This is a genomic window from Brevundimonas sp. FV1ye28 (assembly GCF_058681135.1).
On sequence record NZ_CM178731.1, the window covers coordinates 1,937,570 to 1,963,741 of the forward strand.

Annotated in this window: 32 protein-coding genes; 18 read left to right on the top strand and 14 right to left on the bottom strand. The window is 67.6% G+C overall.

Annotated elements, in window-relative coordinates:
* The first annotated feature begins 141 nt into the window (after positions 1-141).
* The 10 genes from hisB to ACW171_RS09550 all read left to right on the top strand — a co-directional run bounded on the left by hisB (position 142) and on the right by ACW171_RS09550 (position 9,853).
* Positions 142-1,569: an imidazoleglycerol-phosphate dehydratase HisB gene (gene hisB / locus ACW171_RS09505; RefSeq protein WP_492092934.1), complete on the top strand. Its 1,428-nt coding sequence runs from the start codon at positions 142-144 to the stop codon at positions 1,567-1,569.
* Between the two features lie 148 nt (positions 1,570-1,717).
* Positions 1,718-2,314 (top strand): imidazole glycerol phosphate synthase subunit HisH, encoded by a 597-nt coding sequence (gene hisH, locus ACW171_RS09510; protein ID WP_492092935.1) that lies wholly within the window; start codon positions 1,718-1,720, stop codon positions 2,312-2,314.
* Entirely contained in the window at positions 2,311-3,045 is a 735-nt protein-coding gene (gene hisA / locus ACW171_RS09515) for a 1-(5-phosphoribosyl)-5-[(5-phosphoribosylamino)methylideneamino]imidazole-4-carboxamide isomerase (RefSeq protein ID WP_492092936.1), read from the top strand. The genes hisH and hisA overlap by 4 nt, the downstream gene beginning before the upstream one ends.
* Positions 3,042-3,809 carry an imidazole glycerol phosphate synthase subunit HisF gene (gene hisF, locus ACW171_RS09520; protein WP_492092937.1) on the top strand — a complete coding sequence of 256 codons (768 nt, stop codon included), beginning with the start codon at positions 3,042-3,044 and terminating at the stop codon, positions 3,807-3,809. Before hisA ends, hisF begins: the two co-directional genes overlap by 4 nt.
* The gene (gene hisIE, locus ACW171_RS09525; protein ID WP_492092938.1) at positions 3,806-4,432 is read left to right on the top strand and encodes a bifunctional phosphoribosyl-AMP cyclohydrolase/phosphoribosyl-ATP diphosphatase HisIE; all 627 of its coding nucleotides are present in this window, start codon (positions 3,806-3,808) and stop codon (positions 4,430-4,432) included. The genes hisF and hisIE overlap by 4 nt, the downstream gene beginning before the upstream one ends.
* 38 nt (positions 4,433-4,470) lie before the next feature.
* The gene (gene zwf / locus ACW171_RS09530) at positions 4,471-5,928 is read left to right on the top strand and encodes a glucose-6-phosphate dehydrogenase (protein WP_492092939.1); all 1,458 of its coding nucleotides are present in this window, start codon (positions 4,471-4,473) and stop codon (positions 5,926-5,928) included.
* The gene (gene pgl / locus ACW171_RS09535) at positions 5,925-6,635 is read left to right on the top strand and encodes a 6-phosphogluconolactonase (protein WP_492092940.1); all 711 of its coding nucleotides are present in this window, start codon (positions 5,925-5,927) and stop codon (positions 6,633-6,635) included. Before zwf ends, pgl begins: the two co-directional genes overlap by 4 nt.
* A complete protein-coding gene (gene edd, locus ACW171_RS09540) occupies positions 6,635-8,509 on the top strand; it encodes a phosphogluconate dehydratase (RefSeq protein WP_492092941.1) in 1,875 nt (624 codons plus the stop codon). Before pgl ends, edd begins: the two co-directional genes overlap by 1 nt.
* The gene (gene glk, locus ACW171_RS09545; protein ID WP_492092942.1) at positions 8,506-9,477 is read left to right on the top strand and encodes a glucokinase; all 972 of its coding nucleotides are present in this window, start codon (positions 8,506-8,508) and stop codon (positions 9,475-9,477) included. The genes edd and glk overlap by 4 nt, the downstream gene beginning before the upstream one ends.
* A gap of 97 nt (positions 9,478-9,574) precedes the next feature.
* Complete coding sequence (locus tag ACW171_RS09550; protein ID WP_492092943.1) at positions 9,575-9,853, top strand: hypothetical protein; 279 nt, start codon at positions 9,575-9,577, stop codon at positions 9,851-9,853.
* A 63-nt stretch (positions 9,854-9,916) separates the two neighbouring features.
* On the opposite strand, the gene ACW171_RS09555 is transcribed toward ACW171_RS09550, so the two are convergent.
* The 6 genes from ACW171_RS09555 to ACW171_RS09580 all read right to left on the bottom strand — a co-directional run bounded on the left by ACW171_RS09555 (position 9,917) and on the right by ACW171_RS09580 (position 15,453).
* Positions 9,917-10,726, bottom strand: a complete 810-nt coding sequence (locus ACW171_RS09555; RefSeq protein ID WP_492092944.1) for a DUF1295 domain-containing protein — start codon at positions 10,724-10,726, stop codon at positions 9,917-9,919.
* A gap of 41 nt (positions 10,727-10,767) precedes the next feature.
* Positions 10,768-11,124: a hypothetical protein gene (locus ACW171_RS09560; protein WP_492092945.1), complete on the bottom strand. Its 357-nt coding sequence runs from the start codon at positions 11,122-11,124 to the stop codon at positions 10,768-10,770.
* 9 nt (positions 11,125-11,133) lie between these two features.
* Positions 11,134-12,432 carry a homogentisate 1,2-dioxygenase gene (hmgA, locus tag ACW171_RS09565; RefSeq protein ID WP_492092946.1) on the bottom strand — a complete coding sequence of 433 codons (1,299 nt, stop codon included), beginning with the start codon at positions 12,430-12,432 and terminating at the stop codon, positions 11,134-11,136.
* Between the two features lie 218 nt (positions 12,433-12,650).
* Complete coding sequence (locus ACW171_RS09570; protein ID WP_492092947.1) at positions 12,651-13,772, bottom strand: acyl-CoA dehydrogenase family protein; 1,122 nt, start codon at positions 13,770-13,772, stop codon at positions 12,651-12,653.
* Positions 13,773-13,776: 4 nt separating this feature from the next.
* Positions 13,777-14,970, bottom strand: a complete 1,194-nt coding sequence (locus ACW171_RS09575) for an acyl-CoA dehydrogenase family protein (RefSeq protein ID WP_492092948.1) — start codon at positions 14,968-14,970, stop codon at positions 13,777-13,779.
* A gap of 228 nt (positions 14,971-15,198) precedes the next feature.
* Positions 15,199-15,453, bottom strand: coding sequence for an Lrp/AsnC ligand binding domain-containing protein (locus tag ACW171_RS09580; RefSeq protein WP_309629906.1), 255 nt, complete (start codon positions 15,451-15,453; stop codon positions 15,199-15,201).
* Positions 15,454-15,498: 45 nt separating this feature from the next.
* Between ACW171_RS09580 and ACW171_RS09585 the strand changes: the two genes are divergently transcribed.
* From ACW171_RS09585 to ACW171_RS09595, 3 genes are all read left to right on the top strand, one after another.
* Complete coding sequence (locus tag ACW171_RS09585; RefSeq protein WP_492092949.1) at positions 15,499-16,317, top strand: alpha/beta hydrolase; 819 nt, start codon at positions 15,499-15,501, stop codon at positions 16,315-16,317.
* A gap of 65 nt (positions 16,318-16,382) precedes the next feature.
* Positions 16,383-18,245, top strand: coding sequence for a monovalent cation:proton antiporter-2 (CPA2) family protein (locus tag ACW171_RS09590; protein WP_492092950.1), 1,863 nt, complete (start codon positions 16,383-16,385; stop codon positions 18,243-18,245).
* A gap of 112 nt (positions 18,246-18,357) precedes the next feature.
* Positions 18,358-18,669 (top strand): hypothetical protein, encoded by a 312-nt coding sequence (locus ACW171_RS09595; RefSeq protein ID WP_492092951.1) that lies wholly within the window; start codon positions 18,358-18,360, stop codon positions 18,667-18,669.
* Here ACW171_RS09595 and ACW171_RS09600 read toward each other — a convergent pair.
* On the bottom strand, positions 18,644-19,306 hold the full coding sequence (locus ACW171_RS09600) for a DUF4126 domain-containing protein (RefSeq protein WP_492092952.1): 663 nt from the start codon (positions 19,304-19,306) through the stop codon (positions 18,644-18,646). The two genes, ACW171_RS09595 and ACW171_RS09600, sit on opposite strands and share 26 nt — an antisense overlap.
* Before the next feature lie 97 nt (positions 19,307-19,403).
* Here ACW171_RS09600 and ACW171_RS09605 point away from each other — a divergent pair, with 97 nt between their 5' ends.
* On the top strand, positions 19,404-20,393 hold the full coding sequence (locus ACW171_RS09605; protein WP_492092953.1) for an SDR family oxidoreductase: 990 nt from the start codon (positions 19,404-19,406) through the stop codon (positions 20,391-20,393).
* Between the two features lie 167 nt (positions 20,394-20,560).
* Here ACW171_RS09605 and ACW171_RS09610 read toward each other — a convergent pair whose 3' ends face one another.
* The 7 genes from ACW171_RS09610 to ACW171_RS09640 form a co-directional block, all read right to left on the bottom strand.
* Complete coding sequence (locus ACW171_RS09610) at positions 20,561-20,848, bottom strand: GNAT family N-acetyltransferase (protein ID WP_492092954.1); 288 nt, start codon at positions 20,846-20,848, stop codon at positions 20,561-20,563.
* Between the two features lie 68 nt (positions 20,849-20,916).
* Positions 20,917-21,306, bottom strand: a complete 390-nt coding sequence (locus ACW171_RS09615; RefSeq protein ID WP_492092955.1) for a hypothetical protein — start codon at positions 21,304-21,306, stop codon at positions 20,917-20,919.
* Positions 21,307-21,315: 9 nt separating this feature from the next.
* Positions 21,316-21,963, bottom strand: coding sequence for a DUF4870 family protein (locus tag ACW171_RS09620; RefSeq protein WP_492092956.1), 648 nt, complete (start codon positions 21,961-21,963; stop codon positions 21,316-21,318).
* Between the two features lie 72 nt (positions 21,964-22,035).
* A complete protein-coding gene (locus ACW171_RS09625) occupies positions 22,036-22,560 on the bottom strand; it encodes a 6-pyruvoyl trahydropterin synthase family protein (protein ID WP_492092957.1) in 525 nt (174 codons plus the stop codon).
* A gap of 75 nt (positions 22,561-22,635) precedes the next feature.
* Positions 22,636-23,010, bottom strand: a complete 375-nt coding sequence (folB, locus tag ACW171_RS09630) for a dihydroneopterin aldolase (protein ID WP_492092958.1) — start codon at positions 23,008-23,010, stop codon at positions 22,636-22,638.
* Positions 23,011-23,018: 8 nt separating this feature from the next.
* On the bottom strand, positions 23,019-23,771 hold the full coding sequence (locus ACW171_RS09635; RefSeq protein ID WP_492092959.1) for an SDR family oxidoreductase: 753 nt from the start codon (positions 23,769-23,771) through the stop codon (positions 23,019-23,021).
* A 120-nt stretch (positions 23,772-23,891) separates the two neighbouring features.
* On the bottom strand, positions 23,892-24,236 hold the full coding sequence (locus ACW171_RS09640) for a hypothetical protein (RefSeq protein ID WP_492092960.1): 345 nt from the start codon (positions 24,234-24,236) through the stop codon (positions 23,892-23,894).
* 54 nt (positions 24,237-24,290) lie between these two features.
* On the opposite strand from ACW171_RS09640, the gene arsC reads away from it, so the two are divergent.
* From arsC to ACW171_RS09660, 4 genes are all read left to right on the top strand, one after another.
* Positions 24,291-24,698, top strand: coding sequence for an arsenate reductase (glutaredoxin) (arsC, locus tag ACW171_RS09645; RefSeq protein WP_492092961.1), 408 nt, complete (start codon positions 24,291-24,293; stop codon positions 24,696-24,698).
* A 9-nt stretch (positions 24,699-24,707) separates the two neighbouring features.
* On the top strand, positions 24,708-25,178 hold the full coding sequence (locus ACW171_RS09650) for an NUDIX domain-containing protein (RefSeq protein ID WP_492092962.1): 471 nt from the start codon (positions 24,708-24,710) through the stop codon (positions 25,176-25,178).
* 11 nt (positions 25,179-25,189) lie between these two features.
* Positions 25,190-25,639 (top strand): DMT family transporter, encoded by a 450-nt coding sequence (locus ACW171_RS09655; protein WP_492092963.1) that lies wholly within the window; start codon positions 25,190-25,192, stop codon positions 25,637-25,639.
* A gap of 63 nt (positions 25,640-25,702) precedes the next feature.
* The gene (locus tag ACW171_RS09660; RefSeq protein WP_492092964.1) at positions 25,703-26,158 is read left to right on the top strand and encodes a YkgB family protein; all 456 of its coding nucleotides are present in this window, start codon (positions 25,703-25,705) and stop codon (positions 26,156-26,158) included.
* Positions 26,159-26,172: the final 14 nt, after the last annotated feature.

Genomic DNA, 26,172 nt, shown 5'->3' on the forward strand with positions numbered 1-26,172 from the left:
CCTGAAAATCCTCCCCCATCGGGGGAGGTGGCGCGGCGCCTCTTTGCGCCGTGACGGAGGGGGCTCAACCCGGACTCCGTTCTCGCGGCTGGCCCCCTCCACCGCTTCGCGGTCCCCCTCCCCCGACGGGGGAGGAATACGATGAGCCTGCCGGCCCCCTATTCCCCCCTCGTCGCCGGCGGCGAAGGACTTGAGAAATATCCCGGCGAGGCCTCGGCGCTGCGGGCGCGGATGGCGCAGGTCTATGGCGTCGCGACCGACCAGGTGCTGGCGGTGCGCGGGCTGACGCACGGGCTGGAGCTGGTCTGGCGACTGGCGGCGCGCGATGGCCGGTCGGTCGAGGCGCCGGACGCCGAACCCTATGCAGGGCTCAGCCGCATCTATCGCGCCGGTGACGGTGAGCGGGCGGCGGTGGTGATCCGGGCGCTGGGTTCGCCCGAGGCCGTGGCCGAGATGGCCGAACGGGTCGCCCCTGCCCTGCTGGTCGTGGATGAAGGACTGGTGGAATTCGCGGAGGTGCCGTCGGCGGCGACCCTGATCGGGGATCACGCCAATCTGGTCGTGCTGCGGTCGCTGTCGCTGGCCTATGGCTTGGCAGGCGCGCGGGTCGGGGCGGCGCTGGGTCAGGTCGCGACCCTGGCGAAATTGGCCGAGGTGGTCGAGCTCTACGCCCTGCCCGAGCCTCTGGTGCGGCTGGCGATTCAGGCGCTGGATCCCTCGCGCATGATCGAGACGGCCGAGCGGATCGCCGGCGTTCGACGCGAGCGCGAGCGGCTGGTCCGCGAGATCAGCCGGGCCATGGTGGTCGAGAGCGGCGTCGGCCCGATCCTGATGGCGCGGCCGTCTGACATCGAGGCGACCCTGGCCGAGCTGACCAGATACGGCGTGGCGGCGGATCGGTCCGGCGACCGGCTGAGACTGCCCGTGTCGATCAAGGCGGAGGTCAACGACCGGCTGCTGACGGCGCTGGGTCTGACACCGGACAAGTCGCGGCCGCACCGCGTGGGACAGGCTGTGCGCGACACCAAGGAAACGCGCATCGTCTGCGCCGTCGATCTGGACGCGACCGGGCCGATCAGGATCGAGACCGGCGTGGGCTTCTTCGATCACATGCTGGAGCAGGTCGCGGCGCACGGCGGGTTCTCGCTGCGTCTGCAGTGCGAGGGCGACCTGCACACCGATCCGCACCACACGATCGAGGACTCGGCCATCGCGCTGGGCCAGGCGCTGAAACAGGCGCTGGGCGAGCGGCGCGGGATCCAGCGCTACGGGTTCGTCCTGGCGATGGACGAAGCCCAGGCCAATGTCGCCATCGATCTGTCGGGTCGGCCCTATCCGGTGTTCGAGGGGACTTTCGCGACGCCCTTCATCGGCGAGTATCGCACCGACCTGACGGCGCATGTCTTCCGCTCGCTGGCCGAAGCCATGGGGGCGGCGGTGCATATCTCGGTCACCGGCGACGACGACCACCACAAGACCGAGGCCGTGTACAAAGGCTTCGGCCGGGCGCTGAGACAGGCGATCCGGGTCGAGGGTGATGCGGTGCCGAGCACGAAGGGGGTACTCTAGTGTTTTCTTCCGCTCATCCCCGCGAAAGCGGGGACCCAGTTCTGTGGGCGATCGGACAGACCTGGCCCGTCGCTGACATCAATCCCGCGCACCGTGCCTCGCAAAAGCACTGGGTCCCCGCCTTCGCGGGGATGAGCGGTGTTTTCAAATGATCGCCGTCGTTCACCTCGGCGCGGGCAACACCGCGTCCGTGCAGTTCGCGCTGGAGCGGCTGGGCGCCGATGTCGTCGTGACCTCGGACGCCGCCGTGATCGCGGATGCGGAGCGGGTCGTGCTGCCGGGCGTCGGCGCGGCGGGCTATGCGATGGAGCGCATGGGCGCTCTGGGCCTGACCGACATCATCAAGGGGTTCGAGCGGCCGCTGCTCGGCCTGTGCCTGGGACAACAGCTGCTGTTCGCCGAGAGCGAGGAGAACGGCGGGGCGACCATGCTGGGCTTCATTCCCGGGCGCGTCACCCGGATGCCGGTGCGCGCCGACCTGCCGGTGCCGCACATGGGCTGGTCGCAGTTGCGCGGTCTGGCGGAGGATCCGATCCTGGAAGGCGTGGAAGAGGGCGACTATGCCTATTTCGTGCACTCCTATGTCTGTCCGGACACCGATGCGACCATCGCCTGCGCCGACTATGGTGCCGAGGTTCCGGCCATGGTGCGCAGCGGCAATCGCTGGGGCTGTCAGTTTCACCCGGAGCGGTCGGCCAAGGCGGGCGCGCGGATATTGCAGAACTTCCTGGAGGTGACGGCATGATCGTCTATCCCGCGATCGATCTGAGGGGCGGCGTCTGCGTTCGGCTGATGCACGGACGGTTCGACCAGGTCACCGAGTATGATCAGGTCCCGGCCGCAAGGCTGGCGGCCTTCGTCGCCGAGGGCGCGACCTGGGTTCACGTCGTCGATCTGGACGGCGCCGAGGCCGGTCGGGCGATGCAGCATGCGCTCATCGGTGAACTGGCCGGAAGCATCGATGTGAAGATCCAGTCCGGCGGCGGGGTGCGGGACGTCGACGACGTCGAGGCTCTGCTGAGCGCGGGCGTGTCCCGCGTGGTCGTCGGGTCGATGGCGGTGAGCAATCCGGTCGTGGTCGCCAACTGGCTGGAGCGTTTCAGCCCCGACCGCCTGACCTTGGCGTTCGACGTCAAGGTCGGGGCGGACGGGGTTCCGGTCCCGGCGCTGAAGGGCTGGACCGAGGCGGCGGGGATCGATCTGTGGGCGGCGCTGGATCGGTATCCGGCGGGCACGCTGAAGCATGTGCTGATCACCGACGTGGGTCGGGATGGGGCGCTGACGGGGCCGAACCTGGAGCTGCTGGCCGAGGTGGTGCGGCGGCATCCGGAGCTGAAGGTGCAGGCGTCGGGCGGGGTGTCGTCGATCGAGGACATTCTGGCGGCCAAGGCCATCGGTTGCGATGGGGCCATCGTGGGCCGCGCGATCTACGAGGGCCGGTTCACCGCACGACAGGCGATCGAGGCTGTACTGTGACCGCGAGACGCATCATCCCCTGCCTGGACGTCAAGGACGGCCGGGTGGTGAAGGGCGTGCGGTTCGAGGGGCATGTCGACATGGGCGACGCCTCGGAACTGGCCGCCCGCTATCGCGACGAGGGCGCCGACGAACTGGTCTTCTACGACATCACGGCTTCGCCTGAGGGGCGGACGCTGGACTACGGCTGGGTGCGCGATATCGCCAGGCTGCTGGACATTCCGTTCTGCGTCGCTGGCGGCATTCGCTCGGTGGATCAGGCGGCGGCCTGTCTCGACAACGGGGCGGACAAGGTCTCGATCAACTCCCCGGCGCTGGAGCGGCCGGAGCTGATCAGCGAGATGGCCGAGCGGCTGGGGTCGCAGTGCGTGGTGGTCGGGGTCGATAGCCGGCGTGAGGACGGCGACTATGTCGTGCACAAATACACGGGCGATCCCGATGCGCGGCGGCTGGCCGGGCGGCGGACCATGGATTGGATCGTTGAGGCGCAGGAACGCGGCGCCGGCGAGATCGTGCTGAACTGCATCGACCAGGACGGGGTGCGGAAGGGCTATGATACGGCGCAACTGGCCGATGCGCGGTCGCGGCTGACCATCCCGCTGGTGGCCTCGGGCGGGGCGGGGTCGGCGTCGCATTTCCTCGACGTGTTCGACCGGGCGAATGTTTCGGGCGCACTGGCGGCCAGCGTGTTCCATTCAGGCCAGATCGCGGTTCCGGATCTGAAGGCGTTTCTGGCGGCGTCGGGTGTCGAGGTGAGGCAATGACCATCAATCCGGACGATCTCGATTTCGCCAAGGGCGACGGCCTGATCCCCGCCGTGGTGCAGGATGCCGAGACCCTGCAGGTGCTGACACTGGCCTATATGGACCGGGCGGCGCTGGAGGAGACAATCACGTCAGGCGAGGCGACCTTCTTCTCGCGTTCGCGCGGGGGACGGTGGAGGAAGGGCGAGACCTCGGGCAACCGGCTGACGGTCGTCGGCATCACGTCGGACTGCGACGGGGATGCCCTGGTCCTGTCGGTGCGGCCGATGGGGCCGGCCTGTCATCTCGGGACGACGAGCTGTTTCGGTGCGGAGGACGCGCCGGGTCTGGGGCGGATCGCGCGGTTGGAGGCGACCATCGCTGAGCGGGCGAGCGGCGATCCGGAATCGAGCTGGACCGCGAAACTGCTGGCGGAGGGTCCGAAACGGGCGGCGCAGAAGGTCGGCGAGGAGGGTGTCGAGACCGCCCTGGCCGGGGCTGCGGGGCCCGATGAGGAACTTGCGAGCGAGGCCGCGGATTTGATCTATCATCTGCTGGTCCTGTTACGGTCGCGTCAAATGTCGTTTCAGGACGTCCTGGACGTGTTGGCGTCCCGGGCGCGACCGGCCACACACGAAAACTAGTCGAGGGCGTCCTGCCCTCGCGGATATGAGGAGCGGGCATGACGGCTCTGGTGCTGTTCGGCGGCGGCGGCGATCTGGCGATGCGGATGCTGCTGCCCTCGCTCTATTTCCTCGAGCATGACGGCCTGCTGCCCGACGGGCTGAAGATCATCGGCGCAGCGCGGTCGGACGAGACCCGCGACGAATATGTCGGCAAGGTCCGCACCGCCGTCGAGGGCAAGGCCAAGGCGGACAATGCATGGGATGACGCGAGCTGGTCCAGGATGGAGGCGCGGCTCGACTACCTCGCCGTCGACGCGACCTCGGCCGAGAGCCTCAAACCCCTGAAGGACAAGGTCGGGCCGGGCGCCTGCACCAGCTTCCTGGCGGTGTCGCCGTCCCTCTATGCCAAGATCGTCACGGCGATGCGGGCGGCGGGTCTGGCCGAGGCCGACGACAAGGTGGTGCTGGAGAAGCCGGTCGGGCGTGATCTGGACAGCTTCCGCGCCATCGACGACGCGGTGGCCGATGCGTTCAGCGAGCAGCAGGTGTTCCGCATCGACCACTACCTGGGCAAGGAGACGGTTCAGAACCTGATCGCCCTGCGCTTCGGCAACGTCATCTTCGAGCCGCTGTGGAACAACCTCTCCATCGACCACGTCCAGATCACGGTCGGCGAGACGGTCGGGGTCGGCGACCGCTGGCCCTATTACGACGAATACGGCGCCCTGCGTGACATGCTGCAGAACCACATGCTGCAGCTCTTGTGCCTGGTGGCGATGGAGCCGCCAAGCGACCTCGATCCGGACTCGGTGCGAAACGAGAAGGTCAAGGTGCTGCGCTCGCTGCGTCACATCACCGACGAGGACGCCGAACGGGTCACGGTGCGCGGCCAATATGTCTCGGGCACGGTCGAGGGCGAGCGGGTCAAGGGCTATGACGAGGAACGCGGGGCGGATTCGGACACCGAGACCTTCGTCGCCATCCGCGCCGACATCGACAACTGGCGCTGGGCGGGGGTGCCCTTCTTCATGCGGACCGGAAAGCGGCTGCCGGAGAAGCGGACCGAGATCGTCATCCAGTTCAAGCCGGTGCCCCACTCGATCTTCGGCCAGGACGCGCGCGACGAGGAGAGCGCCAACCGGATGATCATCGAGCTGCAGCCCGAGGAAGACATCTCCCTGACGGTGATGAACAAGAAGCCGGGGCTGGACCAGCGGATGCAGCTGCAGCCGATCAAGATGAGCCTGTCCTGGGGCGTGGGCGGTAAGGGCGATGCGCCGCCGCGTCGCCGGATCGCCTATGAGCGGCTGCTGCTGGACGCGCTGAACGGGGATTCGACCCTGTTCGTGCGCCGCGACGAGGCGGAAAAGGCCTGGGAATGGGTCGACGGAGTGTCGCAAGCCTGGGCCGACGGGAACGTGAAGCCGCAGCCCTATCGCGCCGGGACCTGGGGTCCGGATGCGGCGGACATGCTGATGGCGCGCACGGGCCGAGATTGGAACACGCAGGAATGACCGTCGAGATCGAAACCTTTCCCACCGTCGACACCTGGGCCCAGTCCATCGCCGGGCGGATCGAGGAGACGCTGGGCGCCGCGGTGATGGCGAACGGCAAGGCGTTGTTCGCCGGGCCGGGCGGCTCTACGCCGTCGCCGGTCTATGCGCGGTTGGCGCAGGCGGACATCGGCTGGGACAGGATCGCTGTCACCCTGGTGGACGAGCGCTATGTGCCGGAGAGCGATCCGGAATCGAATGCGCGGCTGATCAAGGATGTGCTGCTGCAGGGTTCGGCGGCGAAGGCGACCTTCATCCCGCTCTACACGTCGGCGGTCACTGTGGACCGGGCGGCGGCGGTGGCTGCCCATGCGCTGACGGCGGCCGGCGGGCAGTTCGACTCGGTGCTGCTGGGCATGGGGGAAGACGGGCATATCTGTTCGATGTTCCCGGACAGCCCGACGCTGAAGACCCTGTTGTCGCCGACGCTGAAGCCCACGGTGCTGGGCGTGCCCCATGGACGGGACGGGTCGGCGCCGAGCCTGGAGCGGATTTCGATCAACCTGCCCTATCTGATGTCGGCGGGGCGGGTGATCCTGGGCCTGAAGGGCGCGGCCAAGCGTTCGGTGTTCGAGCGGGAGGCTGAAGGCGATCCAGCCGTGCAGCCGATCGCAGCGATGATCGCCGCAAAGGTCCCGCTGGAAGTCGTTTGGACGGAGGCGAACTGATGGCCCTGCATCCCGTGGTGGCGGAAGTCACCCAACGCATCATCGAACGGTCGCGGGAGACGCGAACCGACTACATCCGCCGGATGGACGCGGCGCGCGATAGCGGCGTCGGCCGGGCCAAGCTGTCCTGCGCCAACTGGGCCCATGCTTTCGCGGGCCAGACCATTGCCGACAAGCTGAAGGTCATGGACGGCAAGACGCCCAACGTCGGCATCGTCACCGCCTACAACGACATGCTGTCGGCGCATCAGCCGTTCGAACGCTTCCCCGAAGTGATCCGCGCCGCGGTGCGCGAGGTCGGAGCCACGGCCCAGGTCGCCGGGGGCACGCCCGCCATGTGCGACGGGGTCACGCAAGGGCGGCCGGGCATGGAACTGAGCCTGTTCAGCCGCGACGTCATCGCCATGTCGGTCGGGGTCGCCCTGACCCACGACGCCTTCGACGCGGCGATGATGCTGGGCGTCTGCGACAAGATCGTGCCGGGGCTGTTCATGGGGGCGCTGGCGTTCGGCCATCTGCCCGTCGTGTTCGCGCCCGCCGGGCCGATGCCGTCGGGCATTCCCAATGCCGAGAAGGCGCGGGTCCGGGCCGAGTATGCGCAGGGCAAGGTCGATCGCCAGACCCTGCTGGAGAGCGAGATCGGCAGCTATCACTCGCCCGGCACATGCACCTTCTACGGTACGGCCAACTCCAACCAGATGATGATGGAGCTGGGCGGGCTGCACATGCCGTCCACCGCCTTCGTCCATCCGGAGACGGGCCTGCGCGACGCCCTCACGGCTGCGGCGGCGAAGCGGGCGGTCGAGCTGTCGGTCAGCGGCGAATGCCGCATGGCCGATGTGGTCGACGAGAAGTCGGTCGTGAACATGATCGTGGCGCTTCTGGCCACCGGCGGATCGACCAACCACGCCATCCACCTGGTCGCCATGGCGCGGGCGGCGGGAGTGCTGATCGACTGGACCGACATGGACCAGCTGTCGTCCGTGACGCCGCTGCTGGCGCGGGTCTATCCGAACGGATCGGCCGACGTGAACGCCTTCCAGGCGGCGGGCGGCGTGGCCTTCGTGGCGCGCGAACTGGCGCAGGCGGGGCATATCCACTCGGACGTGACCACGATCATGGGCCGGGGGATCGAGCATTATTTCAAGGAGCCGGCGATGATCGACGGCGAACTGATCTGGAAAGACGGGGTCGCCGAAAGCCTGGACCGCGACATCCTGCGGCCAGCCTCCGATCCATTCGACGCAGAGGGCGGGCTGCGCCTGGTCCAGGGCAACCTCGGCCGTGCGGTGATCAAGATTTCGGCCGTGAAACCCCAGCACCGGGTGATCGAGGCCAGGGCCCGGGTGTTCGACGCCCAGGAAGACGTGCTGGCCGCCTTCAAGGCGGGCGAGCTGGACGAGGGCTGTGTCATCGTGCTGCGTTTCCAGGGCCCCAAGGCCAACGGCATGCCGGAACTGCATTCCCTGTCGCCCCTGATGAGCGTGCTGCAGGATCGCGGCGTGCCGATCGCCCTCGTCACCGACGGGCGGATGTCGGGCGCCTCTGGCAAGACCCCGGCGGCGATCCATGTGACGCCGGAAGCGCTGGAGGGCGGGCCGCTGGCCTATGTGCTGGACGGCGATCTGGTCCGGGTCGATGCCGAGGCCGGGGTTCTGGCCATCGACGCCGACCTGACCACACGCGAGCGAGCGCGGCCGAACTCGGTGCAGAGCTGGGGCTATGGGCGAGAGCTGTTCGGAGCCTTCCGCTCCGTGGTCTCCTCGGCCGAGCGCGGCGCCTCGGTCTGTTTCGTGGCCGAGCCGAGCGAACGACAACCAGAGATCCGGGATGTCGCGGATCCGAACGTACAAAACAGGGCAGTGGACGCATGAGTGACGGCAAGACGCTTCTGGTCGGCGACGTCGGCGGCACCAACGCCCGCTTCGCCATCGCGACGATGACCGACGGCCAGATCAAACTGGACCACCACGAGAGCTTTCCGGCGGAACAGTATCCGACCTTCCTGAAAGGTGTCGCAGCCTTCGTCGACGGCTGCGAGGTCAAGCCGAGCGGCGGGGTCATCGCAGTGGCCGGACCGGTGACGGACGGCGCCATCGACCTGACCAATTCACCCTGGGCGGTGTCGGAGGCGGAGCTTCAGACCCTGGGCCTGAATCCAGTGCGGCTGATCAACGACTTCGAGGCCCTGGCGTGGGGCGCGCCGGTGGTGCCCGCCGCCGACCTGGCCCATCTGGGCGGCCCGGTCGAGGGCGATCCGCATTCCGCCATTGCGGTGCTGGGCCCAGGCACCGGATTCGGGGTCTCCGCCCTGGCGCGCGATGTCCATGGGATCGAGGTGGCCATGCCGTCAGAGGGCGGACACGCCTGTTTCGCCCCGGGCGATCCGATCGAAGACGAAATTCTGCGCATCCTGCGCCAGCGCTATAGCCGGGTCTCGATCGAGCGTCTGATCTGCGGGCCCGGCCTGTTGAACATGCACCGGGCGTTGGCAGAGATCGACGGGCGCGAGACCCATATCGACGATCCTGCGCAGATCACCGAAGAAGCCCTGGCCGATCCGCGCAGCCATTGCGGCGCGACCCTGGCTCGGTTCTGCGCCATCCTGGGGGCGGTCGCGGGCGACGTGGCCCTGACCATGGGATCGCGCGGCGGGGTCTATATCGCCGGCGGCATCGCGCCGCGCATCCTGCCCTTCCTGAAGGCCAGCCCCTTCCGCGAACGGTTCGAGAGGAAGGGGCGCTTCCAGGAGTATATGGCCGATATTCCGACCTGGGTGATCACCCACAAGCATGCGGCCCTCTTGGGGGCGGCGCGCGTGGCGTTTGCGGAGGCCGAGTAACGGGCCCGGGTAACGGGGGCGAGATTTTTTATCACGGCGGCGTGAACCCTTCCCGGACCGTGGCGTTTCCATGGCTCAACAAGGAAGGGAATTCCCTATGCGTAAACTGATCATCGCCTCCGCCTCGCTGGCTCTGGCCGCCTCGCTCGCCGCCTGCGGTGAATCGGCTGCCGACAAGCAAGCCGAAGTCCAAGCCGACGCTCTGGAGCAGCAAGCCGCCGCCGCTCCGACCGAAGCGCAGGAAACCGCTCTGAACGCCGAAGCCGACCGTATCGAGCAACAGGCCGGCAACGCCGACGGCGGCATGACCACCTCGAACACGCCCAACACCTCGCCTTCGACCGAAGGTGCCATGGCCCCGGCCCCGGCCCAGTAAGACCTTTCGTCCTTCGAAAGACGATCGAGCCCCCGTCGCGAAAGCGGCGGGGGTTTTGGTTGTTCAGGGCTTCTTCTTCGGCGGCATGGGGATGAAGGCGCTCGTGCGCGCGATGTAGTCGGCGTATTTCGGCTTGGTCTTGCCGATGGCCTTTTCCGTGATGCCGATGCCCGACCAGCGCGTCAGGGTGAAGGTCAGGAAGATCGGCCCGACGATCGAGGCGATCCCGATCCAGCCGGTCTCCGCCGCGATCAGCCACAGCCCCCACCAGACGCAGGCGTCGCCGAAATAGTTGGGATGCCGCGTGTAGCGCCACAGGCCCGTGTCCAGCACCTTGCCCTTGTTCGCCGGGTCCTTGCGGAAGGCCGCCAGCTGGGCGTCGCCGATGCTTTCGAAGGCGATGCCGACCACCACGACCAGGGCGCCGATCCAGCCGATCCAGCCCATGGCCGGCGCATGCTCGACCTGACCCATCTGGACCGGCAGGGAGGTCAGCCAACCCAGGAACGCCTGGGGCAGGAAGACGAACAGGAGCGCGGTCTTGGCGAAGCTCCAGCCGTGTTCACGCTCCTGGGTCTCGACGATGTCGGCGTAGCGGCCGTCGATCCCCTTCTCATGCCAGCGGCGCAGAAGGTGCCAGCCGAGCCGGACGGCCCAGACGGCGCAGAGCCACAGCAGCAGGAATTTGCGCGTCTGGTCCCCGTCGGTTTGAACGAAGGTGAAGGCGGCCAGCGCGAGCATGCCGAGCGGCCAGACGCCGTCGATGAAGCTGACGTCCTTCAGCCGCAGCGCCAGCCCCCAGAGGAACAGCATCGCCACGGTGAGCAGAGCCAGATTGAGGCCCAGCAGGGCGGCGAGTTCAGGCAGGGTCATGTGGCAGCAACGCTAGCATGACCCTGTCGGATGCGTCCCTATCAGTCGATGCAGAGGGTCGCGTCTGCCTTGCCGTCCTCCACGCGCGTCGCGCAGCCGAAGCGGTTGGAGGACGGGGCGCACACGCCGGAGGCCGTCGCGCCCGCAGCAACGTCCGAGCCCTCGGGCAGCAGGCAGTCGCCACCGCACTGATCTCCATCGGTGCAGCGTTTGCCGGCGTCGTCATAGGCGATGACGCACTGGACAGATTGGAGACGGCCCACGCGTTGCAGCGTGCCGTTCTGCGCGGCGCAAGCGGCCTCGGCGCTCTGGGTCGGGGCGCCGGCATCGGGCGCCTGTTCGGCCATAGGCGAGCAGGCGGCGGCCATCAGGGCGAGGGCGGCGATCAGGAGGCGCATGGGTAGTCCTTACTTGGGGGAGACGTCGCCCTTGGCGAAGCCGGTCCAGACTTCGTCGTAGTCGAGCTGCATCGTCGGGGTGGTTTGCGCCCATTCCGTGGTGCGGATGGGGAAACGCGTCTCGAACATGAAGGCCAGGGTGTTGTCTATCTTGTGCGGTTGAAGGTTCGCCGACACCGCCTTGTCGTAGGAGGCCTGGTCCGGGCCGTGGCCGCTCATGCAGTTGTGCAGGCTGGCGCCGCCGGGGGCGAAGCCGCCCTCCTTGGCGTCATAGGCACCGGTGACCAGACCCATGAACTCGCTCATGACGTTGCGGTGGAACCAGGGCGGGCGGAAGGTGTCCTCAGCCACCATCCAGCGCGGCGGGAAGATGACGAAGTCGCAGTTGGCCGTCCCGACCGTGTCGCTGGGCGAGGTCAGGACAGTGAAGATCGACGGATCCGGATGGTCGAAGCTGACCGTGTTGATGGTGTTGAACCGCGCCGTGTCCCAGCGATAGGGCGCGTTGTTGCCGTGCCAGGCGACGACGTCCAGCGGCGAATGGTCGAAGGTCGTGACCCACAGGCGGCCGGCGTATTTCTGGACGCATTCGGTCGGACGACTGACGTCCTCGAAGGCCGCGACGGGCGCTTCGAAATCGCGCGGATTGGCCAGGCCGTTGGAGCCGATCGGGCCGAGGTCAGGCAGGCGGAAGGGCGCGCCGTAGTTCTCGCAGACATAGCCGCGAACGGGGCCATCGCATTCGACGCGGAAGCGGACGCCGCGCGGGATGACGACGATGTGGCCGGGCGAGGCTTCGATGCGCCCGAACTCGGTGACGAAGGCGTGGTCGCCCTCTTGAGGCACGATCAGCAATTCGCCGTCGGCGTCGTAGAAGACGCGGTCGGTCATCGACCGATTGGCTGCGTAGAGGTGGATGCCGACGCCGACCTGGGCCTCCACGTCGCCGTTGCCGCCATAGGTGATCAGACCCTCGACCCAGTCGGTCGGGGCGGCCGGGATCGGCAGCGGGTCCCAGCGCATGCGATTGGGGCTGGGCGGGGCGTCGTGGAACGGCCCGGAGCGGATCTGGCCCTGGGCGAAGGGCTGGTAGGCCGGATGCTGGGCCGAGGGGCGCAGGCGGTAGAGCCAGCTGCGGCGGTTCTCGGCGCGCGGGGCGGTGAAGGCGGTGCCGGAAAGCTGTTCGGCGTAGAGGCCCATCGGGGTCTTCTGCGGCGAGTTACGCCCCACCGGCAGGGCGCCGGGGACGGCCTCCGTGGCGAAATGGTTGCCGAAGCCGGTCTGGTAGGTCGCGCTGTTCAGCGTCATGCGTGTCGTCTCCCGTGGTGGGAGGTTTAGCGGGGGACGATGACAGCGTCACCCTCTCCCGGCGGGAGAGGGCTTGAGCACACGGCGGCGCAAGCCGTCGTTCTTGTGCGAAAGGGTGAGGGGCGTGCCCTCACCGGCTAGCGCCAGCCCCTCACCCTTTCGGCTGACGCATCGCTACGCTCTGCGAGCCTCAAGCCCTCTCCCGCCGGGAGAGGGGTCTAATACCCGCCCGCTCTTGCCAGTTTCTCGGCGTGGAAGCCGGCGTCGCCGAGGAGTTCGTTCAGGACGCGGACGCGCTTCATGTAGAGGCCCACATCGTATTCGTCGGTCATGCCGACGCCGCCGTGCATCTGGACCGCTTCCTGGACCGCCAGTTCGGCAACGCGGCCGGCCTTGGCCTTGGCGACGGAGACGGCGAGGTCGGCCTTGGGCGAACCGGCGTCGAGGCGTTGCAAGGCGCCCATGACGGCGGCTTTCGCCAGTTCCAGCTCGGTGAACAGGTGGGCGGCGCGGTGTTGCAGGGCCTGGAACTCGCCGATCAACTTGCCGAACTGCTTGCGGGTCTTGAGGTATTCGATCGTGGTCAGGAAGGCCTGGTCGCCGGCACCCGTCAGGCAGGCGGCGGCGCAGGCGCGGCCGAGGTTCAGCGCGCCTTCGAGGGCCGCCTCGCCCGCGTCCACGTCGCCAATGACGGCGTCGGAATCGACCTGGACGTCGGTCAGGGTGATGCGGGCGGCGTTGTGGGCGTCGACCATGACGGTGCGTTCGATCTCGACGCCCGCCGTCTTCGGGTTGACGAGGAACAGGGTGACGCCGGCGTCGGTCTTCGCCGCAACGATCAGGGCGTCGGCGATGTGGCCGTCGAGGACGAAGCCCTTCGCGCCATTCAGCTTGAAGCCGTTGCCGCTGCGTTCGGCGCTCGTCGCGATTCGCGAGGGCTGGTGTTTCGTACCTTCATCGAGGGCGAGCGACAGGATGGCTTCACCGGCCGCGATCTTCGGCAGCCAGGCGGCCTGCTGAGCGGCGGACGCCGCGTCGATCAGGATACGGGCGGCCAGAATCGAGGAGCCGAAGAAGGGCGACGGGGTCAGGGTGCAGCCGAGGCCTTCGGCCACGATGCCCGCCTCGACCGCGCCGAGGCCGGAGCCGCCGTGTTCCTCGGGGATGATGACGCCGGCGAAACCCATTTCGCCGAAGGCCTTCCACAGGTCGCGCGACACGCCGTCAGCGTCGTTCGAATCCCGCAGTTTGCGGAAGTGGGAGATGGGCGCGTTTTCGTTGAGGAAGCCGTCCGTGGCTTCCTTCAGCATGGTCTGCTCTTCGGTCAGGATCAGGGGCATGGGCTCAGGCTCCCGGCAGCTGCAGCAGGTGTTTGGCGATGATGTTCAGCTGAACCTCCGAGGTTCCGCCCTCGATCGAATTGGCCTTGGTGCGCAGCCAGTCGCGGGCGGCCGTGCCCTTGTGCGAGCGCTCGCTTTCCCACTCCAGGGCGTCGGAGCCGCCGGCGGCCATGGCCAGTTCGTGGCGGCGCTTGTTCAGCTCCGAGCCATAGTATTTCAGCATGGAGGCGATGGCGGGCGAGACCTGTTTGGCCTTCACCTGATCGCCGACCCGCTCCATCGACAGGCGGAAGGCGGCGACGTCGATCTCCAAATCGGCAATCCTGGCGCGCAGCATCGGCTCGTCGAGGCGGCCCGTGTCGTCCAGCCCGATGGAATCCACCGCGACCTGGCTCATGGGCCGGCCCATGTCGCCCATGCCGCCGATCATCGTCCGTTCGTGGGCCAGAAGCGCCTTGGCCACGTCCCAGCCCCGGTTCAGGGTCCCGATCAGGTTTTCCTTCTCGACCCGGACGTCGTCGAAGAAGGTCTCGCAGAAGGGCGACTTGCCGCTGATCAGGGTGATCGGCTTGGTCGTCACCCCCGGCGTCGCCATGTCGAACAGGACGAACGAGATGCCCAGATGCTTGGGTGCCTCAGGGTCGGTCCGGATCAGGCAGAAGATCCAGTCGGCCTTGTCGGCGTAGGAGGTCCAGATCTTCTGACCGTTGATGATCCAGTGGTCGCCACGATCCTCCGCGCGGGTCTGGATGGCGGCCAGGTCGGAACCAGCGCCGGGTTCGGAATAGCCCTGGCACCAGCGGATCTCGCCGCGCACGATCTCGGGCAGGAACCGCTTCTTCTGTTCCTCGGTCCCGAACTGAAGGAGAGCCGGGCCCAGCATCCAGATGCCGAAGGACGACAGGGGCGACTGAGCGTCGATGCGGCGCATCTCCGACGCCAGCACCTTGGCCTGTTCGCGATCGAGACCGCCGCCACCGTATTCCGTAGGCCATTGCGGGGCCGTCCAGCCGCGTGCGGCCATGACGTCCATCCACTGTCTGTGGGCGGGGGTCTTGAAGGTGGCGTTGCGACCGCCCCAGACCCGGTCCTCGTCATTGTCGAGCGGACCGCGACATTCGGCCGGGCAGTTCGCCTCCAGCCAGACGCGCGTCTCCGCGCGGAAGGTTTCCAGATCGGCCCCACCGGATGAAGTCATGGTTCGCTCCCTGACGCCTGTGCCTGCGTCTGTGATCAGTGATTAGCAGGGATTCGAAAGTGACGCAGCGTCATCTCCCTCCCACTTGGGGGAGGTGGTCGGAGCGTAGCGGAGACCGGGTGGGGGCGGCTGGGTGATACGGGTACAGGCCGGTGGGGTTTTGCCTTGCCGTCCCCACCCGGTCGCTTCGCGACCACCCTCCCCCGAGGGGGAGGGAGAGGTTCAGCGTCACTTCGTCGGCAGGAAGGGCGAGAAGGTGATCACCGTGAAGGTGTCGCGGATGTGCGGCCGCGTCTGGACCGACTTGGTGACGAAGGTGCCGATGTCCATCTCCTTGGGCAGCTGGAACTTGGCCAGGAGATCGTACTGGCCCGAGGTGGAGTAGACCTCCGAGACGTATTCGACATTGTCGACCATGTCGGCGGCGACGTCGTTGGCGTGGCCCAGCTCGCATTTGATGAAGACGAAGATGGCGGTCATCATGGTCGTGGGCTCCGGTGTTTGCGGGCTTGAGTAGCGGATGCGGACGTGAGCGATAAGCCCCCCACTTCTTCGGCAGACTGGCTCGAAGCCGAATACAACAACCGCGCGGCCGTGCCGGACCACCCTGTCGTCATGGGGCGGTGGAAGGCGGAGGCAGAGGCCGCGCGGGCGGATCATCCGCCGACCGCCCTGCCGTATGGCCCCGGCGAGCGCCACGTCCTCGATCTGTTCGCGGCGTCCGACGCCCCTATCGTCGTCTTCCTGCACGGCGGCTACTGGCAGGCGCTGGACCGGAGCTGGTTCAGCTGGATCGCGCCGGCCTTCCTGAAGCATGGGATCAGCGTCGCCATCCCTTCCTACGACCTCGCGCCCGATGTGCGGCTGGGGCGGATCGTCGGCCAGATGCGCGATGCGGTGGAGTTGGTTCGCGCCCGAACGGGCAAGCGGCCCGTCGTGTTCGGCCATTCCGCCGGAGGACACGGGGCGGCCTGCATGCTGTCGGAAGCGAGAGCCTCGGCGGCCGTGGCGATCTCGGGCCTGTTCGATCTGGAGCCGCTGGTCCAGACCTCGCTGAACGATGCACTGAGGCTGGATGCTCGGGAGGCGGCGGCTCTATCGCCCGTCCATTGGCCCGCGCCGAACGGATCGACGCCGGGCGGGACGGTGCTGGACTGTATCGTCGGGGCGGCGGAGACGACCGAGTTCGTGCGCCAGTCGCGGGACATGGCGGACCTGTGGGGCGGCAAGGGGGTGGAGACGCGGTTCGAGGCGTTGGCGGGGCTGAACCATTTCACCGTGCTGGACCCTCTGGCCGATCCGGACAGCGACCTGGTCAAGCGGATCGTGGAACTGGCGAAAGCGTAGCCGTCAGGGGTCGCAATCAAGGCCGAGCATCGCCAGTATAGTGGCCTGACCACAACGGAGCGATCATGGCGGACCCGGCAGCAGGCATGAATCTCGGCCACGCGGTGGTCTTGTTGTCGGCCGCCGTCGTCGCGGTGCCGCTGTTCCGCAAGTTCGGCCTGGGATCGGTCCTGGGTTATCTGGCCGCCGGGGTGATCATCGGCCCGTTCGCCCTGGGCATGATCGGGGACGCCGAGGCGATCCTGCATGTCGCCGAGCTGGGCGTGGTCATGTTCCTGTTCATCATCGGGCTGGAGATGCGACCGGCCAAGCTGTGGACGCTGAGGAAGGAGATCTTCGGCCTGGGCGCCGCGCAGGTGATCACCGCCGCCCTTCTCCTGACCGGGACCGCGATGGCGTTCGGGATCCCGGCTGCCGTGGCCTTCGTCGGTGCCTCGGGCTTCGTCCTGTCGTCGACCGCCGTCATCATGCAGACGCTGGATGAGCGGAACGAGATCAACACCCCGCACGGCCAGCGGGCCGTCTCCATCCTGCTGCTGGAAGACCTGGCCATCGTGCCGCTGCTGGCCGTCGTGGCGGTTCTGGGCACGGCGCTGGGCACGGCCGAGAACGGCCCGCCCCTGTGGCAGACGGCCGGGCTGGCCGTCGCGGCGGTCGTCGGCGTGATCCTGGCCGGCAAGTACGCGATCAATCCGATCTTCCGCCAACTCGCCAAGTACGGCGGGCGCGAGGTGATGCTGGCCGCCGCCTTGCTGGTGGTGTGCGGCGCGGCCTGGGCACTGTCGCTGGGCGGCCTGTCGATGGCCATGGGCGCCTTCCTGGCCGGGGTGCTGTTGTCGGATTCGACCTTCCGGCATCAGCTGGAAGCCGACGTCGATCCGTTCCGCTCGATCCTGCTCGGCCTGTTTTTCCTGTCGGTCGGGATGTCGCTCAACCTCGGCGTGGTCGTGACCGACTGGCGCTGGGTCGTCGGCGGCGTCGCCCTGTTCATGGTGGTGAAGGCCGTCGGCATCTACGCCATCGCCCGCCTGTTCCGGTCCTCGCACAACGAGGCGCTGGAGCGGGCGGCCCTGTTCGCGCAAGGGGGCGAGTTCGCCTTCGTCCTGTTCGGGGCGGCCCTGATGGCCGGCCTGTTCGACGTACGGACGGCGGCGATCTTCACCGCCATCGTCATCCTGTCGATGGTGATGACGCCGCTGGTCACGATGGTGGTGTCGCGCTGGTTCCTGAAGGATGCGCAGGTCTCGATCGACGATATGGACGGCGTCGACCGGGCCAGCAACCTGCGCGAGCGGGTCCTGATCATCGGCTTCGGCCGGTTCGCCCAGGTCGTGTCCCAGCCACTGCTGGCGCGCGACGTGGACGTGTCGATCATCGACATGGACGTGGAGATGATCCAGGCCGCCGGAAACTTCGGGTTCAAGGTCTATTACGGCGACGGATCGCGGCTGGACGTCCTCAGGGCATCGGGTGCCGGGACCGCCGAGACCATACTGGTGTGCGTCGACAAGCCCGAAGCGGCGGATCGGATCGTGGAATTGGTCAAGGCCGAGTTCCCCCTGACCAAGCTGTTCGTGCGCGCCTATGACCGCGGCCACTCGATCCGCTTGATCAACGCGGGCGTGGAGTTCCAGATCAGGGAGACCTTCGAAAGCGCCCTGGGCTTCGGCGAACATGTGTTGAAAGACCTGGGCTTCTCCGAGGACGAGGTGCGCGACACCATCCAGGACGTGCGGCGTCGCGACGAGGACATCCTGGCGGTCCAGGTCGCGGGTGGACTGGAGGCCGGACGCGGCATGATGCGCGGCAATGTCGTGACGCCGCAGCCTGCGCCCTACGTGAAGCCGCGTCGCGAAGCCCAGGCCCTGAACGAGGACGCGGCCGAAATGATCGCCGAGGAAGAAGAACGACAGCAGGAACAGGCCTGAGCCCGCCGAACGGTGATGCGTGCGGGTCACACAGTGACGCTATTGTGTACAGGCGCGTTCGAACCAGGAAACTTCACCGTGGCCGGACGTTTCGTGGGGTCAGGAGAACCCCATGCCCAAGACGACCGAAAGCCGCTCCAAGCCTGACCTGCGCCTCGTCGCAGAATCCGAAGTCTATGATCTGATGCGCGGTCCGCAGACGACCGCCGACCGAGTGAAGCAGCTTCAGGCCGAGGCGCGCGCCCTGGCGATCGAACAGGTCGAGGCGCTTGAAAAGGCGCTGAACGACGCGGCGACCCTGGCTGACGAAATCTCCAAGGGCGGCGATGCCTATCCCGTCGGCGCGCGCGAGATCGCCTCGCGTCTGGCCGAAGATCTGCCGGCGAAGGCCGAAACCATCAAGGCGATCGTGTCGCGCCTGTGAGGTCGTCGCGGGCGTAGAGTTTCGCCCGCAGACGGTTCGCCAGACGGAACAACAGGATCGCCAGGACGATCAGCACCACCGGAACGAGGATCGGGGCGAGGAACGCCAGGATCACCGTGAAGAAGGCCAGCACGTCTTCGATGAAGGAGAGGATGGGGTTGCCGACGCCTCCGGTCGTGGCCGTCGAGGTAAGACGCGCTCCCCCTTGCGCAGCATTGAAGGCGAAAGCCGTAGGCGCGCCGACGATGACCCCCGCGATGGCGGCCGTGGTCGGGTCGAGGCCGACGAAGACGCTGCCGGCCGCGACCGCGCCTGCGACCGGGCGGGTGAAGGCGCCCAGCACGTTCAGGCCGTGATCGACGACGGGGATCTTGTCGCCGGTGAACTCCACGACGGCGGCGACGCCCAGCGCCGCGATGGCGGGCCAGTCGGCCAGCCAGCTCATCTGGTCGTTCAAGGCGATGCCGAACAGACCAAAGCGCGCGGCGAGCGCCAGCATCAGCAGAGGCAGAAATGTTCGCAGCCCTGTCGCCGAGGCCAGGCCCAGCCCGAGAAGGGCGGGCAAGACCCAGGTCTGAAGCGGGCCGGCGGCGGCGCCCAGGCTTTGTTGCATCCCCTGAAGATCGATGCCGTCCATCTGGCTCTCCCCTATCCGACACTGGTCGTCGATCAGGATAATACCCGGAACCGCGTCGGGGTCCGCCGGTTTCGAAAGGGACTTTCAGGAGAGCCCCATGACCGATCGCTTCGAACCCCAGGCCGAGACGACCGCAGACCACGAACGCAAGATCCAGGCGGAGATCGACGCCAAGGCTCAACGGGGTGGCGGTGAGGATCAGAACGAGGGCGCGGTCCAGGCCGGCGCACGGACCTATCCGGAGCCGCCCTTCCCTAAACAGCACCAGACCAAGCCGGGTGACGAGGCCGCCCTCGATCCGGCCCCGATGTATGACGCCCCGTTCTGGAAGGGCTCAGGCAAGCTGGACGGCTTCGCCGCCCTGATCACCGGGGCGGATTCCGGCATCGGGCGCGGGGTCGCCGCCCTGTTTGCGCGCGAGGGCTGCGACGTCGCGATCTGTCACCTGGATGAGGACGCCGACGCGGAGACGACGAAGCAGGCGGTGGAGGCCGAGGGGCGCCGCGCCATCGTGCTGAAGGGCGATGTGGCCGATCCGGCCTTCTCCAAGATGGCCGTGGCCGAGACGCTGAAGGCCTTCGGGCGGCTGGATGTCGTGGTGCCCAACGCCGCCTTCCAGGAGCATGTCGAGGCGTTCGAGGATCTGACCTTCGAGCATTTCGACCGGACGCTGAAGACCAACCTCTACGGCTATTTCAACCTGACCCAGGCGGCCGTCCCCCACATGAAGTCGGGCGGGTCGATCGTGATGACAGGGTCGGTGACCGGCATCCTGGGGAACAAGGATCTGCTTGATTATTCGATGACCAAGGGCGGCATCCATGCCTTCGCCCGGTCGCTGGGGACCCATCTGGCGCCGCGCGGCATCCGGGTGAACGTGGTCGCGCCGGGGCCGGTCTGGACGCCGTTGAACCCCGCCGACAAACAGGCGGAGGACGTCGCCCACTTCGGCGAGAAGACCGTGATGAAACGCCCGGCTCAGCCGGAGGAGATCGCGCCCGCCTATGTCTTCCTGGCGTCGCCGCAGATGTCGAGCTTCATCACCGGCGAGGTGCTGCCGATCATCGGCGGGTATGCGGGGGGCTGATGAAGTGTCTCCTCCCTGTTCGCCGCTGGGCGAATGGGGAGGTGGCTCGCAGCGTAGCGGAGAGACGGAGGGGTTCTTTTCGCGCGCACGAAGAACCCCTCCGTCAGCTCGCGAAGAGCTCGCTGCCACCTCCCCATCGCTGCGCGACAGGGAGGAGACTTTGAATGTCAGCCGACCACGTCGGCCTGGTCCTTGTTGCGACGGAACCAGGCGACGGCATAGCCGCAGACGGGCGTCAGGGTCAGTCCTTCGGCGCGGGCGTGATCGACGAGGCTCTGCATGAACTTGCCTGCCGCGCCGGAGCCGCGCAGCTGATCCTCGGCCTCGACATGCAGGATGGCGCGGCGATCGCCCTGAACCGAATAATCGGCCCAGACGCGCCGCATCTGGCCGTCGGCATCGGTGAAGCCCTGCTCGTAGCGCTGCTCGGCCGTGACGTCGCGAAAGTCGGTCATGAAAATCCCCTCGACACTGGGGGTGGAATGCCTTGCGCCGGGGGACCGTTCCGTACGGTGACGTATGCTCAGGCAGGCCTGTCGGACAGCAGGTTCATGATGCCGAGGATGCTCTTCACCGTGAACCAGACGCTGAGCAGGAACCACAGCGCCAGGAACAGCAGCAGGAACGGAATGCCGATGAGGACGATGGAGGCGACCGCCGAGACCGCGATCAAGACCCACAGGGCGATGGTCCACCAGAAGACCGACCAGAACAGCGCGATCTGGGCCTCGATATGCTGGCGAGCCATGCCGGTGGACGAGCCGCGCGCGGCGTAGGCGACGACCAGTCCGACCAGGACCAGGACGTTGGCCGAGGGAATCGACAGGATGTAGAGGCCCCAGGCGATCAGGGCGGCAGGCTTGCCTTGGGATTCATGGCCGCCTTCGAGACGGGGCTGGGGCGCGTCGGACATCAGTCCCTCCTAGAACAACCAGGCTCGGGGCCGCTCGATCGCACGGCCCGCCTTCAGCTTCAGAACGCCGCCGGCGCCCCGAAGGATCAACCACACCGCCAGAACGAACAGGACGAAGACGCCCAGACCCACGGCGATCAGGATCCCGCCGAGCAGGGCGACCACCCCGCCGGCCCACAGGGTGCGCTGCTGGAACATGAAATGGCTGGCCGCCACCTCTCCCTGCGGTCCGGCACGACCGGTGACGGCCAGAAGAGCGATCAGGGCGGACACGCCGAGCGTCGGCACGGCGAACAGGATCAGGGCATAGACCGCATAGATGCCCATGGCGCCGTCGATGGGCGCCGGTTGCTCGCCGCGACGGGCGAAGCCGCCGGCGGGCCGTTCGGGGATCGGGGTTTCGCGCGCCCATTGCGGCGTCGGCGTCGGAGCCGCGGTCTCGGGGACCGGCGTCACGATGGGACCGGACGCCGGGGCGAACAGATCGGCGTCGGACTCAGGCTCCGGCGGCGGCGGGGGGGCAGGCGCAGGCGTGCGCGGACGTCCTTCCAGCGCGGAAGGCGAGGCGAAACCGATCAGGTCGTCGTCATGGTGCTCCGGTTCCGGAGCCGCCTGTCCAGGATTCTGGGGCGCCTTGGGATCGCCGGGCTCGGCCATCGGTGTCCTCGCGTTCATGATGGCGACAATGGCCGGGTGGCCGGTCCGAGGCAAGCCGAACCGAGCGTCACGTTAGGCCGTCAGGTCGTTGATCGACAGATCGGGCCGGTCCATCCAGCTTCCGGCGGCCCAGGCGCGCTCGGCGACGCTGAGATGTTCGCCGACGATGACGGCGTTGGTCGGGGTCTCTTCCAAGGTCAGCTCGACGCAGCGGAAGGGGGAACCGTCGTCCTTGAGGATCGCGTCCAGTTTCCGGCGCAGGGCGATGGCGAAGGCCTCGGTGGTGGGATCGCCGTCGAAGACCATCAGTTGGCGCACGCGCTGGGGCTCATGGGCCTGGAACCAGGCCAGCATGGGATCCGCGGCGTTGAGCTGGAAGGCATGATCCACGGCCTTGTCGATGAAGCCGTGCCAGCGGCCCTTCAGGGTCTCGAAAGAGGCGACATAGTTCGAGCCGCCGAAATCCATCTCGGCGTCCGTGGCCAGGATGACGTGGACGAACTCGTTGTGGCCATGCGGAACCGCACAGCGCGACGCGGCGTCAGCGAGCAGGCGATGGGCCATCGAGAAGCGGCGGGTGAAACGAACCTGGGGCATTGCGCGGCGACATGTCGTGCCGAAAGCCGGCAAAGGCAAGGCTGGAGGCGAATCAGGGCCGCGGACGAGGCGACTTCAGCGTCTGTAGGTGAGCTCGCACCCGGCCCCGTCGGCGGCCTCCAGGGCACCCGGCTTGTCCACGCGGACGGTGACGCCCAACACGCGGGCGTCCTCCAGACAGTGGAGGGCCAGACGTTCGGCAAAGGTCTCGACCAGACCGACGTGCCCCTCGGCGATGATCCGACGGGCCGAGGCGGCAACCGTCTCATAGTTGATGGTGTCCGACAGGCCGTGGACCTCAGCCGGGCCGAGATCCAGCGTCACGTCGATGACCAGGGTCTGGAGCCGGCCGTGCTCGTGGTCGTAGACGCCGATGCCGGCCTCGACCCGCAGGCCCTTGACGAAGACGGTGAGGTTCTCGCGCCGGGCGGCCGAAAGGGACTGGATCACGGCAGGGTTCACTCGGCGATGTCGGGGGTCTGCCAGGCCAGGTGCTGGCCGGCGTCCACGGCGATCATCTGGCCGGTGACCGAGCGGGCGTCAACGAGATAGGCCACGGCCTGGGCGATGTCTTCGGGCGAGGAGCCGTGGCCCAGCGGCATGGCGGCCTGTTCGGCGGCGAATTCCGCCTCCGACTGGTGGATGGAGGCCAGCGTCGGACCGGGGCCGACGCCATTGACGCGGATGCGAGGCGCCAGCGCCTGGGCCAGGGTCCGCGTCGCCCACCACAGGCCGTTGCGCGACAGGGCGTAGGAAAAGAAGCGCGGATCGGGCTTCAGCACCCGCTGATCCAGCAGATTGACGATCGAGGATCCGTCGGGAGCCTGTTCGGCGAAGGCTTCGGCCAGCACGACGGGCGCGCGCAGATTGGTCTCGAGATGCAGGTCCCAGGTCTCGCGCGACAGGTCGCCGACACGGTCGTCCTCGAACACGGAGGCGTTGTTGACTAATACAGATATCGGGCCGAGCGCCTTGGCGGCGGCGGGGATCAGGGCGCGAACCTGGGCCTCGTCGGTCAGGTCGGCGGAGACCACCGCGGCGCGACGACCCAGCGCGCGGACCTCTTCGGCAAGCGCTTGGGCGTCCTCGACGGACTCGCGATGGTGGATGGCGACGTCATGGCCGCGTGCGGCCAGGGCCAGCACGATGGCGCGGCCGATCCGGCGGGCTCCGCCCGTGACGAGCGCCGCGCCGGGGCGGGGTTCAGTCAACCCGACCGAACTCGAAGACGTTGAACGCGCCGAAGACGGCGACGAAGCCGAGGATGATGTAGAGGGCCGTCATGGGAAGCTCCTGTTCTCAGGCCGCAATAACCTTCGGACGCCTTCGGTTCAAGCGAGCTCGGACCAGTCGCGCATCATCCACATGACACCGAGCACGCAGGTCATGGCAGGCGCACAGCCCGCGAGCATGGCCAGACCGTAGCGGCCGCACGCATGAAGCCGCCACCCAAGCATGGGCGCCCCATACAGGCCGGCCACATACAGCAGAAAAACGATGAAATCGGCCGGTCCCGACTCCGCGCCCGCTGGCAGGGTGGCGATCCAGCGGGTCATGACCCCGAACAAGCCGAGCAGAGTGCCGAGTAAGGTCGCGAACATCGAACCGATCAGCCACAGGCCGGCGACCTCCCGGTAGTTTCGCGAATCCAGAAACAGTTTGAGGGTCCGGATCATCACTTCGCTCCACGCGTCTGGACAATAGCGCACGCGCCGAGCAGTGGGGACCCGATGACACCCTTCCCGATCACCATCTTCCACAACCCCGACTGCGGCACGTCGCGCAACGTACTGAGGGCGATCCTGGATCAGGGCTATGAGCCGAAGGTCGTCCTCTATGTCGAGCAGGGCTGGACGGCAGAGCAACTGACCGACCTGATGGCGCGGATGGGCGTATCGGCGCGGGCGATCCTGCGGGAGAAGAAGACGCCGGCCGAGGCGATGGGCCTGCTCGATCCCGCCGTTTCGGACGAGGCGATCCTCGCCGCCATGGTCGAGCATCCGATCCTGGTGAACCGGCCGATCGTCGAGACGCCGCTGGGCGTCGTGATGGCCCGGCCGTCGGAGCGGGTGTTCGAGGTGCTCGATCGGCGGCCTGAGCGGTTCGTCAAGGAGGACGGAGAGGTCATCGTCCTGTAGTTTCGCCGGATGAACTGGCGTGTCCGAATCGAGCCCTTCACCCGGCCGATCTTCTTTTTCGTCTCCCGACTTCAGCGCGGCATGACCCTGGGCGTCCGGTCCGTGGCGGTGGATGCTCAGGGCCGGGTCATGCTTGTCAAACACACCTATCTGGCCGGCTGGTGGCTGCCGGGCGGCGGTGTGGACCGTGGCGAGACGACCGGTGACGCGGCGACACGCGAACTGTTCGAGGAGACGGGTCTGAGGGCGACCACGCGGGGCCGGCTGGTCTCGGTCCATTCCAACGAGCGGTTCTTCAGGGGCGACCATGTGCTGGTCTATCGCTTCGACGCCTTCGAGGCGGGCGAGCTGACCTCTCACGGAGAGATCGCCGAGACCGGCTGGTTCGATCCGCTGGACCTGCCCGAGGACGCACATCGATCGACGCGCGACCGGATGGCCGAGATGTTCGGCGGTGCGCCCGTCGATCCGCGCTGGTAGAGGCTGGGCCTATGAACTTCGCACCCTGGATCGCCATGCTGGCGGTCGTCCTCGCCGGCGGGGCGACCGCGCTTCAGGCCCCCACCAACGCCCGATTGGCGACGGCCGTGGCCAGTCCGGTCAACGCCGCCTTCGTGTCGTTCGCCGTGGGTACGGCCGCGCTCGGCATCCTCGCCGCCATTCTGCACACCCGGCCGGACATGACAGCGGCCAAGGGGCTGCCCTGGTATGCCTGGGTCGGGGGCCTGTACGGCGCGATCTTCGTGGTCGCCGCCACCTGGGCCGTGCCCCGGCTGGGTGTGGCCATGACCATCACCCTGATGGTGGCGGGCCAGTTGATCATCAGCCTGGCGCTGGATCACTTCGGCGCATTCGGCGTCCCGCGCGCCCCGGTCAATCTGGGTCGGATCGCGGGCGTGGCCCTGGTGATCGGCGGCGTCATCCTCGTTCGCCGGAGCTGAGCCTGGCTGTAACCTGATCGGGTCTTGCGGCGAACGGGGGGCAGAACCTCTGCGGAGCCTGCCATGACCCCTTCCCTCTCCCCCGCCCGTCTCGACGGACGCGCCGCCCTGCGGTTCGGCATCGCGCTGATCCTGCTGTGGTTCGGCTATATGAAGTTTCTCCCCTACGAGGCCGAAGGGGTCAGGGGCATCGCGGAAGACTATTGGCTGTTCGGCTGGCTCTATCCGCTGGTCGGTGTCGGCGGCGCGTCGGCGGTCATCGGGGTGCTGGAGGTGACGGCCGGCGGGCTTATCGCCATCGGCGGCCGCTTTCCCTGGGCGGGGCTGATCGGCGCCCTGATGGGCGTCGCCACCTTCGTGGTGACACTGAGCTTCTTCTTCACCGCTCCCGGCATAGGGCAGCACGGCTACGGCTTCCCGGCCCTGGGATCGACAGGTCAGTTCCTGGCCAAGGACGTCGGGCTGCTGGCCATCTGCGTCTATCTATTGCTCGACGCGCGGGATCGACTGGACCTCTGACCTGTCGAAAGGCG

What these genes read in the sequence shown, in the direction of transcription:
- ACW171_RS09625 (WP_492092957.1), bottom strand. Translation starts at nt 22,560, where the DNA reads ATGCCCCAGGTTCGTTTCACCCGCCGCTTCTCGATGGCCCATCGCCTG.
- ACW171_RS09640 (WP_492092960.1), bottom strand. Translation starts at nt 24,236, where the DNA reads ATGATCCGGACCCTCAAACTGTTTCTGGATTCGCGAAACTACCGGGAG.
- ACW171_RS09650 (WP_492092962.1), top strand. Translation starts at nt 24,708, where the DNA reads ATGAACTGGCGTGTCCGAATCGAGCCCTTCACCCGGCCGATCTTCTTT.
- hisH (WP_492092935.1), top strand. Translation starts at nt 1,718, where the DNA reads ATGATCGCCGTCGTTCACCTCGGCGCGGGCAACACCGCGTCCGTGCAG.
- arsC (WP_492092961.1), top strand. Translation starts at nt 24,291, where the DNA reads ATGACACCCTTCCCGATCACCATCTTCCACAACCCCGACTGCGGCACG.
- hmgA (WP_492092946.1), bottom strand. Translation starts at nt 12,432, where the DNA reads ATGACGCTGAACAGCGCGACCTACCAGACCGGCTTCGGCAACCATTTC.
- ACW171_RS09555 (WP_492092944.1), bottom strand. Translation starts at nt 10,726, where the DNA reads ATGACCCTGCCTGAACTCGCCGCCCTGCTGGGCCTCAATCTGGCTCTG.
- ACW171_RS09580 (WP_309629906.1), bottom strand. Translation starts at nt 15,453, where the DNA reads ATGATGACCGCCATCTTCGTCTTCATCAAATGCGAGCTGGGCCACGCC.
- edd (WP_492092941.1), top strand. Translation starts at nt 6,635, where the DNA reads ATGGCCCTGCATCCCGTGGTGGCGGAAGTCACCCAACGCATCATCGAA.
- pgl (WP_492092940.1), top strand. Translation starts at nt 5,925, where the DNA reads ATGACCGTCGAGATCGAAACCTTTCCCACCGTCGACACCTGGGCCCAG.
- ACW171_RS09655 (WP_492092963.1), top strand. Translation starts at nt 25,190, where the DNA reads ATGAACTTCGCACCCTGGATCGCCATGCTGGCGGTCGTCCTCGCCGGC.
- ACW171_RS09605 (WP_492092953.1), top strand. Translation starts at nt 19,404, where the DNA reads ATGACCGATCGCTTCGAACCCCAGGCCGAGACGACCGCAGACCACGAA.
- ACW171_RS09595 (WP_492092951.1), top strand. Translation starts at nt 18,358, where the DNA reads ATGCCCAAGACGACCGAAAGCCGCTCCAAGCCTGACCTGCGCCTCGTC.
- glk (WP_492092942.1), top strand. Translation starts at nt 8,506, where the DNA reads ATGAGTGACGGCAAGACGCTTCTGGTCGGCGACGTCGGCGGCACCAAC.
- hisIE (WP_492092938.1), top strand. Translation starts at nt 3,806, where the DNA reads ATGACCATCAATCCGGACGATCTCGATTTCGCCAAGGGCGACGGCCTG.
- ACW171_RS09660 (WP_492092964.1), top strand. Translation starts at nt 25,703, where the DNA reads ATGACCCCTTCCCTCTCCCCCGCCCGTCTCGACGGACGCGCCGCCCTG.
- ACW171_RS09560 (WP_492092945.1), bottom strand. Translation starts at nt 11,124, where the DNA reads ATGCGCCTCCTGATCGCCGCCCTCGCCCTGATGGCCGCCGCCTGCTCG.
- ACW171_RS09615 (WP_492092955.1), bottom strand. Translation starts at nt 21,306, where the DNA reads ATGTCCGACGCGCCCCAGCCCCGTCTCGAAGGCGGCCATGAATCCCAA.
- ACW171_RS09570 (WP_492092947.1), bottom strand. Translation starts at nt 13,772, where the DNA reads ATGCCCCTGATCCTGACCGAAGAGCAGACCATGCTGAAGGAAGCCACG.
- ACW171_RS09600 (WP_492092952.1), bottom strand. Translation starts at nt 19,306, where the DNA reads ATGGACGGCATCGATCTTCAGGGGATGCAACAAAGCCTGGGCGCCGCC.
- ACW171_RS09610 (WP_492092954.1), bottom strand. Translation starts at nt 20,848, where the DNA reads ATGACCGACTTTCGCGACGTCACGGCCGAGCAGCGCTACGAGCAGGGC.
- zwf (WP_492092939.1), top strand. Translation starts at nt 4,471, where the DNA reads ATGACGGCTCTGGTGCTGTTCGGCGGCGGCGGCGATCTGGCGATGCGG.
- ACW171_RS09590 (WP_492092950.1), top strand. Translation starts at nt 16,383, where the DNA reads ATGGCGGACCCGGCAGCAGGCATGAATCTCGGCCACGCGGTGGTCTTG.
- hisB (WP_492092934.1), top strand. Translation starts at nt 142, where the DNA reads ATGAGCCTGCCGGCCCCCTATTCCCCCCTCGTCGCCGGCGGCGAAGGA.
- ACW171_RS09575 (WP_492092948.1), bottom strand. Translation starts at nt 14,970, where the DNA reads ATGACTTCATCCGGTGGGGCCGATCTGGAAACCTTCCGCGCGGAGACG.
- ACW171_RS09620 (WP_492092956.1), bottom strand. Translation starts at nt 21,963, where the DNA reads ATGGCCGAGCCCGGCGATCCCAAGGCGCCCCAGAATCCTGGACAGGCG.
- ACW171_RS09550 (WP_492092943.1), top strand. Translation starts at nt 9,575, where the DNA reads ATGCGTAAACTGATCATCGCCTCCGCCTCGCTGGCTCTGGCCGCCTCG.
- hisA (WP_492092936.1), top strand. Translation starts at nt 2,311, where the DNA reads ATGATCGTCTATCCCGCGATCGATCTGAGGGGCGGCGTCTGCGTTCGG.